Origin of the sequence: Streptomyces sp. 4N509B, assembly GCF_052245655.1 — a bacterium.
Taxonomy (GTDB): Bacteria; Actinomycetota; Actinomycetes; order Streptomycetales; family Streptomycetaceae; genus Streptomyces.
Genome location: NZ_JBQQBZ010000043.1, coordinates 1 through 15,864 on the forward strand (window position 1 = coordinate 1; position 15,864 = coordinate 15,864).

The 15,864-nt window shown below is 74.0% G+C and carries 13 protein-coding genes and 1 pseudogene; 6 read left to right on the forward strand and 8 right to left on the reverse strand.

Features of this window, described 5'->3' with window-relative positions; translation table 11 throughout:
• Positions 1 to 446: pseudogene (locus tag ACTWP5_RS27810) on the reverse strand (hypothetical protein); the annotation flags it as partial.
• A gap of 181 nt (positions 447 to 627) precedes the next feature.
• On the reverse strand, positions 628 to 1,449 hold the full coding sequence (locus ACTWP5_RS27815; protein WP_443223902.1) for a S1 family peptidase: 822 nt from the start codon (positions 1,447 to 1,449) through the stop codon (positions 628 to 630).
• Between the two features lie 233 nt (positions 1,450 to 1,682).
• Between ACTWP5_RS27815 and ACTWP5_RS27820 the strand changes: the two genes are divergently transcribed.
• A complete protein-coding gene (locus ACTWP5_RS27820) occupies positions 1,683 to 2,180 on the forward strand; it encodes a nitroreductase family deazaflavin-dependent oxidoreductase (RefSeq protein WP_443223903.1) in 498 nt (165 codons plus the stop codon).
• Positions 2,181 to 2,324: 144 nt separating this feature from the next.
• On the opposite strand, the gene ACTWP5_RS27825 is transcribed toward ACTWP5_RS27820, so the two are convergent.
• Complete coding sequence (locus ACTWP5_RS27825) at positions 2,325 to 3,920, reverse strand: alkaline phosphatase D family protein (RefSeq protein WP_443223904.1); 1,596 nt, start codon at positions 3,918 to 3,920, stop codon at positions 2,325 to 2,327.
• Positions 3,921 to 4,132: 212 nt separating this feature from the next.
• On the opposite strand from ACTWP5_RS27825, the gene ACTWP5_RS27830 reads away from it, so the two are divergent.
• The gene (locus tag ACTWP5_RS27830; RefSeq protein WP_443223905.1) at positions 4,133 to 4,867 is read left to right on the forward strand and encodes a D-Ala-D-Ala carboxypeptidase family metallohydrolase; all 735 of its coding nucleotides are present in this window, start codon (positions 4,133 to 4,135) and stop codon (positions 4,865 to 4,867) included.
• Positions 4,868 to 4,901: 34 nt separating this feature from the next.
• On the opposite strand, the gene ACTWP5_RS27835 is transcribed toward ACTWP5_RS27830, so the two are convergent.
• From ACTWP5_RS27835 to ACTWP5_RS27845, 3 genes are read right to left on the reverse strand one after another with little or no spacing between them, the layout of a single operon-like run.
• Entirely contained in the window at positions 4,902 to 6,035 is a 1,134-nt protein-coding gene (locus ACTWP5_RS27835; RefSeq protein WP_443223906.1) for a type III polyketide synthase, read from the reverse strand.
• Entirely contained in the window at positions 6,032 to 7,264 is a 1,233-nt protein-coding gene (locus ACTWP5_RS27840) for an acyl-CoA dehydrogenase family protein (protein WP_443223907.1), read from the reverse strand. The genes ACTWP5_RS27835 and ACTWP5_RS27840 overlap by 4 nt, the downstream gene beginning before the upstream one ends.
• A 1-nt stretch (position 7,265) precedes the next feature.
• The gene (locus tag ACTWP5_RS27845) at positions 7,266 to 7,961 is read right to left on the reverse strand and encodes a class I SAM-dependent methyltransferase (protein WP_443223908.1); all 696 of its coding nucleotides are present in this window, start codon (positions 7,959 to 7,961) and stop codon (positions 7,266 to 7,268) included.
• Positions 7,962 to 8,021: 60 nt separating this feature from the next.
• Here ACTWP5_RS27845 and ACTWP5_RS27850 point away from each other — a divergent pair, with 60 nt between their 5' ends.
• Positions 8,022 to 8,906 (forward strand): UbiA family prenyltransferase, encoded by an 885-nt coding sequence (locus tag ACTWP5_RS27850; protein ID WP_443223909.1) that lies wholly within the window; start codon positions 8,022 to 8,024, stop codon positions 8,904 to 8,906.
• Positions 8,907 to 9,007: 101 nt separating this feature from the next.
• Here the strand turns inward: ACTWP5_RS27850 and ACTWP5_RS27855 are convergent, their stop codons facing one another.
• Together ACTWP5_RS27855 and ACTWP5_RS27860 are read right to left on the reverse strand one after the other, a co-directional pair.
• A complete protein-coding gene (locus tag ACTWP5_RS27855; RefSeq protein ID WP_443223910.1) occupies positions 9,008 to 9,496 on the reverse strand; it encodes a DUF5709 domain-containing protein in 489 nt (162 codons plus the stop codon).
• 387 nt (positions 9,497 to 9,883) lie between these two features.
• Entirely contained in the window at positions 9,884 to 10,552 is a 669-nt protein-coding gene (locus tag ACTWP5_RS27860; RefSeq protein WP_443223911.1) for a hypothetical protein, read from the reverse strand.
• A gap of 689 nt (positions 10,553 to 11,241) precedes the next feature.
• Between ACTWP5_RS27860 and ACTWP5_RS27865 the strand changes: the two genes are divergently transcribed.
• The 3 genes from ACTWP5_RS27865 (at position 11,242) to ACTWP5_RS27875 (ending at position 15,756) form a co-directional block, all read left to right on the forward strand.
• Positions 11,242 to 12,348, forward strand: a complete 1,107-nt coding sequence (locus ACTWP5_RS27865; RefSeq protein ID WP_443223912.1) for a non-reducing end alpha-L-arabinofuranosidase family hydrolase — start codon at positions 11,242 to 11,244, stop codon at positions 12,346 to 12,348.
• 82 nt (positions 12,349 to 12,430) lie between these two features.
• Positions 12,431 to 14,080, forward strand: coding sequence for a glycoside hydrolase family 43 protein (locus ACTWP5_RS27870; RefSeq protein ID WP_443223913.1), 1,650 nt, complete (start codon positions 12,431 to 12,433; stop codon positions 14,078 to 14,080).
• A 167-nt stretch (positions 14,081 to 14,247) separates the two neighbouring features.
• Positions 14,248 to 15,756: an acyl-CoA synthetase gene (locus tag ACTWP5_RS27875; RefSeq protein ID WP_443223914.1), complete on the forward strand. Its 1,509-nt coding sequence runs from the start codon at positions 14,248 to 14,250 to the stop codon at positions 15,754 to 15,756.
• The last annotated feature ends 108 nt before the right edge of the window (positions 15,757 to 15,864 follow it).

The window sequence follows — 15,864 nt, forward strand, 5'->3', positions numbered from 1 at the left end:
CGGGTCAGGTGCCCGGCCGCCCAGCGCTCGGCCGCCTCCGGGTCGGCGAGGACGGCGTGAAGGGCCTGCTCGACCTCCCGCTGCGCGTCGGGGCCGATCCGCTGCCCCGCCTCCTCCGTCAGCCGCACGGCCCGCCGGGCCAGGGCGCCGACCACCTGCCGCTGTTGGCCGGTGAGGGTGCGCAGCTGGTCCCGGTCGAGGTCGTGGTGGGCCTGACGCAGCGCCTCGCCGAGCCGCAGGAGCTGTTCGCTCGCCTCGGGTTCCCGGTGTGCCAGCAGGTTGCACGCCCAGGCGGCCCGGGTGGGGCGGCGCAGCCGGCCGACGGCCTGGGCGAGGGGGCGGTCACCGGCCCGGCGGGCCTCGGCCACGGCGTCCTTCCGCGCGGCGGTGAACTCCTCGGGCCGCTTCGCGTACAGCCGGTCGGCGACCTCGTCCAGCTCGGTCACCGTCCTCACCCCTCCCGTCGGGCCGTGCGCCCGGGGGGTCTCGTTCCGACGTGTGCCCTTGTCTCCCAGTGTGCGGCGACCGGCCGGACGGCGCACCCCGGACGCGGCGCGCCGCCGGGACCCCGGTGACGGGGCCCCGGCGGCGTTCCGGCGGGCCGGCGTTCCGGCGGGCCGGCGGATCTCAGGAGGTGATCTGCTCCATGACGTCGGCCGAGAACGTCGTCATCCGGGCGTAGACGCCGGGCGAGTCGGCGCGGGCGCAGCCCCGGCCCCAGGAGACGACGCCGGCCACGACGCCGTCGATCACGAGCGGCCCGCCGCTGTCACGGTTGCAGGCGTCCACCCCGCCCTCGGGGTAGGCGGCGCACACCATCGAGGGGGCGTCGTAGGTGGTGGTGTGGGTCGCGTAGGCCGCCTCGCAGTCGGCGTCCGAGATGACGGGAACCTGGGCGGTCATCAGCTGGTCGGGAATGTCCCCGTTCTCCTCGGTCAGGCCCCAGCCGAGGATGCGGGACATGGTGCCCGGCTCGTAGAGGTGGGTGTCGGTGGCGGCGGCGATCGGCAGGGTCGCGAACGGCATCGGCTCGGCGAGGGTGAGGACGGCCACGTCGGCCACCCTCGTCACCCGGTCCCGGTCGGGGTGCACCCAGGCCTCGCTGACCGGGCGCTCCGTGCCGTTCTCGCTCTGGTACTCGTCGCGCCCACCGACGACGACCAGCCGGGCCAGCTGGTCGGGGGTCAGGGTCTCCACGCAGTGGGCGGCGGTGAGGACCTTCGTGGGGGCCACCAGGGTGCCGCCGCACCGCGGCACGATGCCGAAGCCGACCTGCATCATGAAGGGGTACTCGGCGGTGGTGGTGGGCGTGCCGCCCACGATCCGGGTGGCGGGCGGTTCGGTGGCGCTCGCGGTGGCCGCGCCGGCTGGCACGGCGAGCGCGGCGACGATGCCGGCGACGGCCAGGGCGAACGCCATCGTGATGCGGCGGTGGAACCGGACGGTCATGGTGCTCCCTCAACACTGGTGCGGACGCGGCGCTGTGGCCACGACGTCACCGGGGGCACGGAGCGAGACGATCATCGGTTCATCACCCTGCGCGACGTGACGGAGCGCACAGTCGCGCCGCGGACGTCGTTCAGGAGATGCGCGCCCGCTCCCATCGTGGAGTCTGGTGAGGGGGTCCGATCGGTCAGGAATCGAGAAGCCCCCGGACCGAGCCGCACCTACGGTGACGGGGCATGGACACCACACGGACCGACCGGAGGCAGGCAGTGACACAGCAGCGGAAGGCGGACGGGCGCAGGCCCGGCACACCCGGAGCGTTCTCCCGGTGGATGCAGCACCGGGCGAACGCCCGCGCGATCCGCAGGATCCGACGGGGGCGCGGCACGTTCATGGGCATGAACCTGCTGGTGCTCACCACGGTGGGCCGCCGGAGCGGGGAGCGCAGGGAGACCCCGGTGGCGTGGTTCGACGACGGCGAGGACTCCTGGCTGGTCATCGCGTCGGGCGGCGGGAGCCAGCACCCGGACTGGCACGCCAACCTGATGGGGCACCCCGACCAGGCGTCGATCGAACTCCCGGGGCGCGCCGCCCTGCCGGTGACGCCCCACCGGCTGAGCGGCGCCGAGCGGGAGGAGGCGTGGCAGCGCATCGCCGCCGCCCAGCCCCGCATCGCGAAGTACCAGAACAAGTCCAGCCGGCAGTACCCGGTGATCAGGCTCACCCCCCGGTGACGGGCGAGCCGGCGTCACGCGCCACCGCGCCCGCCGGCGCCACGGCACCCCGGTGGCCGGTTCACGGCCCGGGGTGCGGGGGCGCGGGGCGGGCGGGGGCCGCTCGTGGTGGCGTCGGAACGGCGGGCGACCGGTCGCGACCGGTCAGGCCACCGTCACACCGGGTACCCGGTCCTCGACCACGAAGCGGGCGCCGGTGAAGACCGGGTCGTCCCTCCGGCTCACCTTGTCGACCACGCGGACGTCGACCGCCAGACGGTCGGCCGCGAGGTCGGCGAGGACGTAACCGCAGTGCAGGTCGGCCCACTTGAGCGTCGGGTTGACCCGCCGGCGCACCTGCCGGGCCTCGTTGGCCACGGGGTTGAAGTCCTGCGCGGAGGTGACCGAGGTGCTGGTGAACTCCGCCCCGACGACGCCGGCCGTGGGGTCGAGGGTGTTGGCCGGCAGGTCGGAGATGTAGCTGCAGTGCACGTCCCCGGAGAAGACCACGAGGTTGCGCACGGCCCCGCGCCGCCGCGCGCCGGCGACCGTGTCGAGGAAGCGCTGCTGGGAGGCCTGGTAGCCGTCCCAGGTGCCGGCGGAGAACGTCGCGGGCGCCTCGGGGTCGGCGGCGGTGTTCATCCGGGTCATCAGGATCTGCTGCGCGACGAGGTTCCACCGGGCCGGGCCGGCGCCGAGACCGGCCGCGAACCACTCCTCCTGCTCCCGGCCCAGCATGACCAGGTCGGGGTCGCGACGCGGCCCGTCGTCGGCCAGGGTGCCGCCGGCCATCGGATCGCGGTACTGGCGGGTGTCGAGCACGTCCAGCTGGGCCAGGCGGCCGAACCGGAAGCGCCGGTACAGGCGGGCGTCCGCGCCGCGGGGAACCCTGGGCCAGCGGATGGGCATGAACTCCCAGTAGGCGCGGTAGGCCGCGGCGCGGCGGTCCGGGTCGGGCGTCGCCCAGGACTCGTAGTCGTTGCTGACCTCGTGGTCGTCCCAGCTGAGGATCCACGGGATCGCCTGGTGGGCGTGGAGCAGGTCGGGATCGGTCCTGTAGAGGGCGTGGCGCAGCCGGTACTGCTCCAGCGTCACGGTGGTCGGCACGACCTCGGCGGGCAGGTTCGGATCGATCGCCCGGCCGACGGCCAGTTGCTGCACCGGGTACTCGTAGAGGTAGTCACCGACGAAGACCATCAGGTCGGCGCCCGCGTCGACGGCGTCGCGCATGACCTGGAAGTAGCCCGCGCGCCAGTTCTGGCACGAGGCGACGGCGAACCTCAACGGGCGCGTCGAGCGGGTGGGCGGGGCGGTCCAGGTGCGGCCGGTCTCGCTGATGTGGCCGCCGGCGCGGAAGCGGTAGAAGTAGTGGTGACCGGGCTTCAGGCCCCGGACGTCGACGTGCACCGTGTGCGAGGTGTCCGGGCTGGTCACGGCGGTGCCCGAGCGGACGACCCGGGCGAACGAGGGGTCCTCGCAGACCTGCCACTCCACCCGCACCCGGGCGTCGGGGCGGAGGCCGCCGTGCGGCGCGAGGGGATCGGGGGCCACGCGGGTCCAGATCACGACCGCGGTCTCGGTGGGATCGCCGGAGGCGATCCCGTTGGTGAACGGATAGGGCATCCCGCTCGGGCTGTCGGCGCGGGCGGGGGTGGGCATCGCGAGGCTGAACGCCAGCGCCGCGGCACTGCCACCGGCGAGGCTCAGCACGCGGCGGCGGTCGATGTCGGGCAGTCGGGAGAAGCCAGGTCTGTGGTGCATGACTGCGCAGCGTATGGACGAGCGCTAACCCCGGACCTCGTGCCGGTGTCCCGTGCGGGAACAACGGGCGACGGGCCTGCCGTTCGGGCCGCCGACGGCCGCCGCGAACGCGCAGCTTGACGCGCGTTGACAAATCCGTCAGCAGCAGTTGACGCGCGTTGACTCCGTCCGTCACCCTCGTTCGTGACCACCAACTCCCCCATGGAGGCCGCATGTTCGCGCGCGCACTACGCCTCGCGCTCTCGATTGTCATGATTGCGTCATTCGCGGTCGTGGGTACCGTCGTCACCGCCGGCACCGCCCAGGCCGACGGCTGCTACAGCTGGGGCCGCACCCTGAAGCAGGGCATGTCGGGATCGGACGTCCGCCAGCTCCAGATCAGGGTGTCCGGCTACCCGGGCTACGGCAACGTGCTGGCGCTGGACGGGGTGTACGGGCCGGCCACCGCGGCGGCCGTCACCCGCTTCCAGCGCGCCTACGGCCTGTCCGCCGACGGCGTCGCCGGGCCCCAGACGTTCAACAAGATCTACGCCCTCCAGGACAACGACTGCACCCCCATCCACTTCACCTACCCCGAGCTCAACCGCTGCAACTCCACCTGGTCGGGCGGCGCCGTCAGCGCCTCCACGGCCCGGGCGAACGCCCTGGTCAGCATGTGGAAGCTGGAGGCGCTCCGGCACGCCCTCGGTGACCGTCCGATCAACATCAGCAGCGGCTTCCGCTCCTACGCGTGCAACAACGCGGCCGGCGGCGCCTCCACCAGCCGTCACCTCTACGGCGACGGCGTCGACCTCGTCGGCAGCCACTCGTTCTGCACCCTCGCGAAACGCGCCCGGTACCACGGGTTCGCCTCGATCCTCGGCCCCGGCTACCCCGACCACAACGACCACGTCCACGTCTCCACCCGCTCCTCCCGCCACTGGAACGCCCCCAACTGCGGCATCTGACCCAGGGGGAACGGCAGACGGCGCGCGCCTCCGGTCACCGCCCGGCCACGGGTGGGCCGGCGGCGCGCGCCGAGAGCAACGCCGCGTAGAGGGTCAGGCCGGGGCCGAAGGCCATGGCGACCACCGGGCCGCCCTCCCGCAGCGCGCCGTCGGCCAGGAGCCGGCGGAGCACCAACAGCACGGTCGCCGACGAGCAGTTCCCGTGGAGGGACAGCACGGTGCGCGAGGCCGCCAGCGCGTGCGGCGGCAGGGCCAGACACTCCTGGACGGTGTCCAGGATGCGCGGGCCGCCGGGGTGGACGGCCCAGCCGCGCACGTCCGGCAGCGTGAGGCCGTGCCGCGCGAGCAGGTCCTCCACCACGGGGCGCACGTGCCGCGCCAGCACGTCCGGCACGCGGGGGGAGAGCCCCATGCGGAAGCCGAGGTCGGTGATGTCCCACGTCATGTGGTCGCTGGTGGCCGGAGCGGTGAGCGCCGTGACGTCCACGACCTCCAGCGCCGGCCGGTTCACGCCCGCGCCCTGTTCCTGTCCCTGGGCCTGGGGCTGGGGCCGCGCCTGGGGCCGGACGACGACGGCCGCCGCCGCGTCGCTGAACAGGGCGTGGGAGACGACCTGTTCCGGATCGTCGGTGGGGGGCTGGACGTGGAGCGAGGTGAGTTCGAGGCAGAGCAGCACGGCGACCCGGCGGCGGGCCACCACGTAGTCCGCCGCGCTCCCGAGCCCGGGCAGGGCCGCGTAGCAGCCCATCTGACCCACCAGCAGCCGCTGGACGTCGGGGCGCAGGCCCAGGGTCGCGACGAGCTGGAGGTCGAGTCCGGGGGAGGCGTATCCGGTGCAGGAGGCGACGACGAGCAGCCCGACGTCGTCGGGGCTGACGCCGGCGTCGGCGAGGGCGGCCGACACCGCCTGGTGCCCCAGCGGCTGGGAGGCGGCGGCGTAGCGTCGCATCCGGGTGGCGGTCGACCAGCCGGAGGGGTCGGTGTGGACGGGGTTGACGACGGCGTGCCGGCTGCGCACCCCTGACTCGAGGAAGACGCGGCGTGCGATCCGGCTGGTGGCGAAGTGTTTGCTGAAGTATCCGTCCCACAGCTCCCGCTGCCCGACCGCGGCGGGCAGCGCCGACCCCAGTCCGGCGATCGCGGCGCCCACCGTGGGCGCGGCGGTCACCACCGGGGCACCTGGCCGTCGTGGTCGGGGTCTCCGCCGAGGGCGGCGACGCCGAGCCAGTCCGCGCAGACGTCGGAGGTGGCGGGCTGGAGGGCCCCGCAGCGGGCGTCGCGGTAGATCCGCTCCAGTGGGTGTCCGCGCCGGGTGGCGGAGGCGCCGGCCGCCTCCAGCACGCTCGCGGCGACCTCGGCCGCGGTGTCGCCCGCCAGCAGCTTGGCGCGCCAGATCCAGCGGTTGGTCTCGGGGGTGCCGGCCTGCTCGGTGACGCGCCGGGCGGCCTCGGTGACGACCAGCCCGGCGGCGGTGACGGCCGCCTCCGCCCGGCCCATCCGGGACCGCACGGCGGGCAGCGTGTGCAGGCCACGTTCGCGCAGGTGAAGGGCTCCGGCCTCGACGGCCGCGCGCGCGACCCCGACGTAGACAGCGGCGTAGGAGGCGACCAGCCACTGCGGCATCACCTCCGCCAGCACCACGGCCAGCCCCTCGATTCCGCCGAGGAGCGCGTCCTCGTCCACCTCGACGTCGAGGTGGACGTCGTGGCTGCCGGTGGCGCGCATGCCCAGCGCGTCCCAGGTGGGCTCCACGCGCACGCCGCTGCCCGCGGGCACCAGGAAGTAGGACACCCTGGGCTCGTCGCTGGCGGCGTCACGGGCGGCGACGAGGTAGGCGTCCGCGTGTCCCGCGCCCGAGACGAAGGTCTTCGCCCCGGTGACGCGGAAGCCGTCGGCGGTCCTGCGGTAGGTGGTGGCGATCCGGGAGAGCCGGGAGCCCGCGCCCCGTTCGCTCATCGCGACCGCGTAGAGCGCGCCCGAGGCGGCGCGTGCGAGCACCCGGTCGCGGGCGGCGAGGAAGCTCTCGGGCGCGCCGAGCTGCCGCACCAGCTCCTCGGGGGTGTGGGCCAGGGCTCCGGTCACCGCGGCGTGCATGTTGAAGATCAGCGCCGTGGCGCCGGCGCCGCTGGCGAGTTCGGTGGCGACGGCGGCGTAGTCGGCGAAGGTGGCTCCGCAGCCGCCGAGCCGGGTGGGCACCATCAGGCCCAGCAGCCCGTGCTCGCGCAGGTCCTCGACGTCGGCCGTGGGGAAGGCGCCGGACGCGTCATGAGCCCCGGCCCGCGAGGCCAGCACGGGCGCGAGCCGGCGGGCGCGCTCCGTCGCCGCGGCCGGGTCGGCCGGGCGGTCGGCCGGGGGGTCGGCCGAGGGGTCGGTGAGGTGGCTGGTGACGGACGACATGTCAGACCTCCTTGCGGCCAAGGCCCTGGAAGAGCACCGCCGTCGTGCCCACCGGAACCATCCGGACCCACGTGCGGCGTCCCACGAGCCACCGGGCGAGGTCGGTGAGGGAGGGCCGGATGCCCCGCAGCGCCAGACGGACGCCGTGGCGGGCGCAGGTGTCCACCAGGACGGCGCGGTCGACCAGCAGCGCGGGGTCGTGCACGCCCCTGGGGGCGATCCGGGGCAGGCGCTCGGCGACGGTGATGGCCAGCCACCGGCAGAGCGCCGTCGCCGCCAGGGTGTCCAACACCAGCAGGCCGCCGGTGCGCAGCAGCCGGCACGCCTCCCGCACGGCACGCGGCAGGTCGGTGACGTGTTCGAGGATCTCTCCGGCGAGCACGACGTCGGCGCATCCGCCCGGGAGCGGAACGGCGAGCACGTCGCCCTGGACCCCGTGGACGCCGTGTTCGCGGGCCTGGCGCAGCGCGCTCAGGGAACGGTCGACGCCGACGTGCCGGTATCCCTTGCCGGCGAGGTGGGGCGCGACGAGGCCGGCTCCGCACCCGAGGTCCACCAGGACCGCGCCCGGCCGGGGCGCCGCCGGCACGAGGGCGGCCCGCGCCGCGGCCAGCCAGTGGAGCATCGCGAAGGGGCCGCGCGGCTCCCACCACTGGTCGGCGAGTCGCTCGTAGAGTGACGGGTCGTTGGGTGGCACAGGCCGATATTTCGGCGACATTGTGTGCAACACGGGCCAAGCCTGGCACACTCAGGGTCCATGCGGCATCTCCTGCGGACCGTGTCGGCCCTGACGAGGGCTTCCCATCCGCACGCCGTGCTGGCGGTGACCGCGGTCGCCGGAGGGCTCGCGCTGACCTACGGTCAGGCGCCGGGCTCCGCGGCCGTGGCGACCGCGGCGGTGTTCGCCGGCCAGCTGTCGGTGGGGTGGCTGAACGACCTGGTGGACGCGGCGCGCGACGCCGAGGCGGGCCGTTCGGGCAAGCCGGTGGCGACGGGGCGGCTCTCGCCGTCCCTGCTGCGGGTCGGCGTGCCGGTGGCCGGCGGCGTCGCGGTGGCGCTGTCGCTGCCGTCCGGCCCTCTCGCGACCGGGGCGCACCTGCTGGCCCTGGCCTCGGCCTGGGCCTACGACCTGGGGGTCAAGTCCCGCGCGTCCTCGGTGGTGCCCTACGTGGTGTCCTTCGGGCTGCTGCCGGCGTTCGTCACGTTGGGCCTGCCGGGGGCGCCGCCGCCGCCGGTGTGGCTGGTCGCGGCGGCGGCGCTGCTGGGGGGTGCGGCGCACTTCGTGAACGCGGTGCCCGACCTCTCCTCCGACGCGGCGGTCGGTGTCCGTGGGCTGCCGCACCGGCTGGGCGCGGCGCGCAGTGGCGCGGCGGCGGCGGCGTTGGTGCTGGCCGCCTCGGTGCTGCTGGTGGTCGGCCCGCCGGGCGAGGTGCGGGGTGTGGGGGTGTGGGTGGTGCCGCTCAGCGCGGCGATCGTCGGCGCGGGGCTGGCGTGGGGGCGGCGGCCGGGGTCGCGGGCGGCGTTCCACGCGGTGCTGTTGGTGGCGGTGGTCGACGTGGCGCTGCTGTTGGCCGCGGACATGCCGCCGGGGGACGCGCCGCTGGCCGGGCTCGCGCCGGGGTCCGGCGTGTCGCCGTGGTGAGACCGGGACCGTGCCGAGCGGCTGGTCCCCGCCGCGCCGTCCCGGGCGACGACGGTGGGCGTCGCGGGCGGGCTCGGCGGGCGCGCCGGCGGTGGGCGCGCTCAGCGGGTGGCGTCGGGCGGGGGCTCCTCGTCCTCCTCGGTCTCCCGCATGATGTGCATCGACGCCTCCTCGCCGGAGGCCGCGCCGCCGTTGATCCCGACGTCCCGTGCGACGACGTCGTCGGAGAGGGCGTAGTCGTCCTTGACGATCCGTCCGGCCCTGCGCTCGCCGCTCCACTCCTCGTCCCGCGGCTCGCCCTCCATGCCCGGCTGGTCGCCGATGCCGTCGCCGTCGGGCTCCCTCACCTCGGGCATCTCCCTGCGGAGCCGCTCGTCCAGCGTCTCCCCCTCGCGCTGCGCTCGCGCGGTGACCCCCGGGTCGTTGACGGCCAGGGGCTTCTCGGGCGGAGAGTATCCCTCGTCGAGGATCTCGTCGGACCGCTTCTCGTCCAGGGCGTTGTCCATGTCGACGTCCGTGTGGTCGTCCCCTCTGCCGTAGTCGGAATCCTGGGGCTGGTACACCTCGTCCCCCATGGCCTCGTCGGACATGGTTCACCTCCTTGACGACGGCATCGCGCCGCAGCCATCCGTACGGCTCGCTGCGGGCCTCTCGACTCTCCTATCACTAGAACACCGGACAAAAACATCATAAACGGCCCAGCGGTCACCGACCCGGCGTGCCCGCCGGGGGGCCGCCGCGCGCTCCTCGCCGGTTCGCGCCGCACGCGGCGACTCAGCGCGCCTGCTCCATGACAGCTCGCGACCGTCCCGACGTGGGCCCGAGGCCCCGCGCCGCCGGCGTCCTGCCCCCGTCTACCCGTTGGGGGACGGCGCACGCGTGCCCGCCGCGACGCGCGGGACCGCGAACGCCTCGCGCGGCGCTCCGTGTTCCTCGAACCAGCCACCGCCACGACCCCGCCGGCCGAGGCCGGGGCGTCAGAGCCGGAACGCCGTCGCCACCCGCTCGGCGAGGTCGTCCTCCGTCATCGTCAGGTCGACCCGAACCGTGCGCAGTCGCAGACGTTCGGCGCACGCACCGAGGCTTTCCGTGAACATGCGCTCACGTTCGGCGAGGTTACGGGAGGCTCTCGCCGGGTCGCTGGTCCTCCTCACGAAGCCGTCCCCCGGTGCCGACCGACTCCGGAGGGCGGCCTCGCGGAAACCGGGCGTGGGAAGGAGCCAGACGGCGCGCTCGGGAGCGGCGAGCAGAGGCTCCACGAGGTGCGGGAGCAGCCGGAACCCCTCGACGACGACGGGCGGATCGCTCGGCAGGCGAAGGAGGTCCTCGACGATCAGGCCGAAGCCCTCGCCCCGGAACCAGGGGAAGGTCTCGAACATGACCTCGGGCGAACGGTTCACCCACCGCTCGTCCATGCTCATGCCCATGAACCGGTGCAGGAAGGGGGCCTCCTCGGAGGTGGTCCGCCCGGCGTGATCCCGCATCACGTCGTCCGTCCCGTACAGGCGCCAGCCGTGGCGGTCGGCGAGCCGGCGGGCGATCGTCGACTTGCCCGCGCCAGACCCGCCGCCGATCCAGTAGACGTGCCGCAGCCGCGTGGCGAGCCCCGCCACGCCGGCGGGGTTCTCGTCCTGTGGGCGCGGCATCGCTCTCCCGGGTGACGGTCGGCCAGGGCGCTCCCATTGTCCACCCGACGGGCTGGGGGCCTTCCCGGCACCGGGGCCGACGTCGCGGGCGGCGCCCGACCGACTCTTTCGATGCGTGAGCAGCCGTCAGTGCGGGTCGCGGTACGGGCCCTTCACGCCGGCGGGCGGACGGAGGGGCGAAACGTTCGAGGGGCCCGCCAAAAGAACCCACTCCGGCCAGGATCTCCCGCACTCCTGCCGCCTCACCGACCTCACCCCGCCGACGCCCCGGCCAAGCCCGCACACCCGCCGCACGGACGCGCCGGCGGCGGACGACCGTGGGCCTCGGGCACCGGAAGCCCTCGCCGGAATCCCCTTCTCCGGCGACCGGCGCGGACGTCGCCGCGGCGGCACTTCGTTTCGCCAGCACAACCGAAAAATCCCGTGCGGGGTATTGACGTCCCGTCGGAGCAGCCTAGGATCCCTCGTGTCTGAAAAACCGGTCAACGTTCGTGATATCGAACGTCGCCCGGCCCGAGCGGCCTGTGCCATCGCCCACGGACCGACGCGGACAGCACCCGCACCATCCGAATCACTTCCGGTGAGGCCCCCACACGCGTCACCGCGCCGGAACCCCGGAACACAGGTGTGTTCACAGGCGTGTTCGTGTGTGGACTCGGGCTCCCGGCCGAGTTCGTCCGGAGTTTCGCATGCACGCATCCGCACGTCGCCTGCGCTCACGACCACTCCTCGTGACCGCGATGGCCCTGCTCACCCTGGCAGCCGCCCTGTTCGCCGCCCCCACGTCGGGCGAGCCGGCCGCCGCGGACGCGCCCGAGGCACCCGCCCCCAGGCAGCAGCTCCCCAGCAGTTACACCTGGTCCTCCGGCGGCCCGCTGATCGCCCCACGGCAGGACGGCAGCAACTCCGTCTCCGTGAAGGACCCGTCAGTGGTGCAGGACGAGAACGGCCGCTGGCACGTCTTCATGACCACCGCCAACACCTCGGGTGACTGGAGCCTGGCCCACACCAGCTTCACCGACTGGTCCGAGGCCGGCGCCGCACCCCTCACGCACCTGGAGAGCGCCTCCGCCATCGGGCCCGGGTACCGCGCGGCCCCGCACGCCTTCTACTTCGAGCCGCGCGACGAGTGGTACCTCGTCTACCAGACCGGGCTGCCGTCCTACTCGACCACCAGCGACCCCAACAACCCGGGCAGCTGGTCCTCGCCGCGGAACTTCCAGAACGAGATGCCCGACATCGTCGAGCAGAACATCGGCAACGGCCACTGGCTCGACTTCTGGGTCATCTGCGACGACACCATGTGCTACCTGTTCTCCGCCGACGACAACGGCCACCTCTACCGCGCCGAGACCACCGTCGCGGAGTTCCCGAACGGCTTCGACAACACCCGGATCGTCCTCCAGGACTCCCGCAACAACCTCTTCGAGGGCGAGGCCGTCTACCGCGTCGGCGACACCGACACCTACCTCCTGATCATGGAGGCCATCGGCTCCGACGGCCGGCGCTGGTACCGCTCCTTCACCGCCGAGGGGCTCAACGGCCAGTGGCGTCCCCTCGCCGACACCCAGAGCAACCCCTTCGCCCGGCACACCAACGTCTCCTTCAACGGCACCGCCTGGACCCAGGACATCAGCCACGGCGAGCTGATCCGCACCGGCGCCGACCAGACGATGACCATCGACCCCTGCGACCTCCGCCTCCTCTACCAGGGCCTGGACCCCTCGGCCAGCGGCGAGTACTCCCAGCTCCCCTGGCGCCTGGGCCTGGCCACGCAGACCAACTCCCCCTGCTGAGACCCTTCCCCTCCCGCACGGGACCCGGCCGAACCTCCGGGTTCCCCGTGCGCTCCCGACGACCACGAGGAACCGATCCCCCATGCCTGCTCCCCGTCACACCCCGAGCCGCCGAGCCGTCCTCACGACCGCGACGGGACTGGCCGCGGCCGCCCTCACCCCCACCGCGCACGCCGCGCGGTCCACACCCGCCGGCGGCGCGGCACGCGCGCTCCAGCAGGAGTGGTTCAGCAACCCGGTCATCTGGCAGGACTTCGCGGACATCGACATCATCCGCGTGGGCGACACCTACTACTACTCCGCCTCCACCATGCACTACTCCCCCGGCGCGCCCGTCCTGCGCTCCTACGACCTGGTGAACTGGGAGTTCGCCGGCCACTCCGTGCCGGTCCTTGACTTCGGCGACAAGTACGACCTCAACGGCGGCCGTGGCTACGTCCGGGGCATCTGGGCGTCCTCCCTCGGCTACCGCCCGAGCAACGCGACGTTCTACTGGGTGGGCCAGATCGACTTCGGCCGGACCTACCTCTACACCGCCCCGGCGGCGGAGGGGCCCTGGCGCCGTCACGCCACGATCCCCAGCACCTACTACGACGCGGGCCTGCTCTTCGACGAGGACGACACCCCGTACGTGGCCTACGGCAACACCACCATCAGCGTCGCCCAGCTCTCGCCCGACGCCACCACCCAGGTCCGCAACCAGCAGGTCTTCACCACCCCCTCCAGCATCGGAACCCTGGAGGGCGCCCGCTTCTACCGGATCGGCGGGAACTACTACATCTTCCTGACCCGCCCCGCCAACGGCCAGTACATCCTCAAGTCCTCCTCCCCCTTCGGCCCCTACGAGCTGCGCGAACTGCTCCTGGACCTCCCCGGGCCCATCCCGGGGGGCGGCGTGCCCCACCAGGGCGGACTGGTCGACACCCCGGACGGCGACTGGTATTACATGGGCTTCGTCGACGCCTACCCCGGCGGGCGCGTCCCCGCCCTGGCGCCGATCCACTGGACCGCCGACGGCTGGCCCGAGCTCGAACTCGTGGGCGGCGCCTGGGGCGCCTCCTACCCCTACCCCACCACCCCCCGCCCGGTCGCGCCGCTCACCGGCGTCGACACCTTCGAGGGCACCAGCCTCAAGCCCGCCTGGGAGTGGAACCACAACCCCGACACCAGCCGGTACACCGTCAACAACGGGCTCACCCTGCGGACCGCCACCGTCACCCCCGACCTCTACGCCGCCCGCAACACCCTCACCCACCGCATCCAGGGCCCCACCTCCACCGCCACCATCGAGCTCGACCACACCGGCATGACCAACGGCGACCGGGCCGGCCTCGCCCTCCTGCGCGACATCTCCGCCTGGATCGGCCTCAAGCGCGACAACGGCGGCACGCGGGTGGTGATGGTCGACGGCCTGACCATGGACGGCAACTGGAACACGACCGGCACCGGCACCGAGCGGGCCGCCGCCACCCTCCCGGGCACCCGGGTCTGGCTGCGCGCCACCGCCGACATCCGCCCCGGCCGGCCCGGCACCGCCCACTTCTCCTACAGCACCGACGGCACCACCTTCACCTCGCTGGGCCCGAGCTTCTCGCTCCACACCGACTGGCGGTTCTTCATGGGCTACCGGTTCGGCATCTTCCACCACGCCACCCAGTCCCTCGGTGGCTCCGTCACCGTCGCGCGCTTCGAACTGGCGACGCCGGCGGGCTCCCACGCCGTGCTTCGGTGACGCCGCTCTCCGAGCCGTCACCCCCGGACCGGGGCGGGGTGCCCCGAGGGCCCCGCGTGCGCGGCGCGGGGAGGGCGCCCCGCCCCTTTCCTGCCACGCCCCACCGTCCGGCACCCCACGCCGCGGCTACCCTGATCCCCCACCCCGCTCCCGAGGGAGGCGCGACGATGCGCGACAACGGACTGGGATCCTGGCCGGCGCGCCGCGCGCGCATGACGCCGCACCGCACCGCGCTGGTCCACGGGGACCGGCGGCTGAGCTACGCCGAGCTGCACGAGCGCGTCACGCGGCTCGGCCACGCCCTGCGGTCCCTCGGCGTCGGGCGGGGCGACCGCGTCGCCTATCTCGGGCCGAACCACCCGTCGTACCTGGAGACCCTCTTCGCGGCGGGCTCGCTCGGCGCCGTCCTCGTTCCCCTCAACACCCGCCTGACCGCTCCCGAGCTCGCCTTCCAGCTGTCCGACGCCGGCGCCACCACGCTGGTGCACGCCGCCTCCCACGCCGGTCTCGCCCGGGCGTCGCGCGGCCACGGCGCGACCGGAGTGCGCCGTCACCTCGAGGTGGGGGACGCGTACGAGAGCCTGCTCGCGGGGGCCGGCACCGAGCCGCTGGACGAGCCGGTCGCGCTCGACGAGCTCTGCGTGATCATGTACACCTCGGGCACGACGGGCCGGCCCAAGGGCGCCATGCTCACGCACGCCAACCTCACCTGGAACGCCGTCAACGTCCTGGTCGACCACGACCTGACCTCCGAGGAGCGCGCCCTGGTCGTCGCGCCCCTCTTCCACGCCGCCGCGCTCGGCATGCAGACGCTGCCCGTCCTGCTCAAGGGCGGCACCTGCGTGCTGGCCGAGCGTTTCGATCCCGGCGCCGCGCTCGAGCTGATAGGGCGTCACCGCGTCACCTTCCTGTTCGGTGTGCCCACGATGTTCGAGCGCATGGCCCGCGACCGTCGATGGCCCGCCGCGGACCTGTCGTCGCTGCGCACCCTGACCTGTGGCGGCGCTCCCGTCCCCACCGCCCTGATCGACCTCTTCCACCGGCGCGGCCTCACGCTCCAGCAGGGCTACGGCATGACCGAGACGGCGCCGGGCGCCCTCCTCCTCGGCCGCGAGGACGCCGTGCCCAGGGCGGGCTCCGCGGGTGTCCCGCACTTCTTCACCGACGTGCGCGTCGCACGGCCGGACCTGACCCCGGTGCGCCCCGGCGAGATCGGCGAGGTCCTGGTCAGCGGCCCCACCGTGACGCCCGGGTACTGGCGGGACCCGGCGGGGTCCGCGGCCTGTCTCGCCGAGGGCTGGTTCAGGAGCGGCGACGCCGCCCGCGTCGACGGCGACGGTCACGTGCACATCGTCGACCGCCTGAAGGACGTCATCGTCTCGGGCGGCGAGAACGTCTATCCCGCCGAGATCGAGCGGCTGCTGCTGGCCCATCCCGACATCGCCGAGTGCGCCGTGATCGCCACCCCCGACGAGACGTGGGGCGAGGTCCCCCGCGCGGTGCTCGTGCCCCGCCGGGGCGCGGAGCTCGACGCGGGCACGGTGCTGGCGGCGCTCGCCGGGCGCCTGGCCCGCTTCAAGATCCCGCGGTCCGTCGTGATCGCCACACGGCTGCCGCGCACGGCCAGCGGCAAGCTGCTGCGGGCCCGCGTCCGCGAGCTGTACGGCGGGCCGTGAGCGCCGTGTGATGTGCTGTCGTTGGTGGACGGTGTCGTGAGCAGGACGGATGACGGGCGCGCGGCGGACGGCGGGGAGCCGGCGAACGGCATGGCCGTCGAGGCCGTC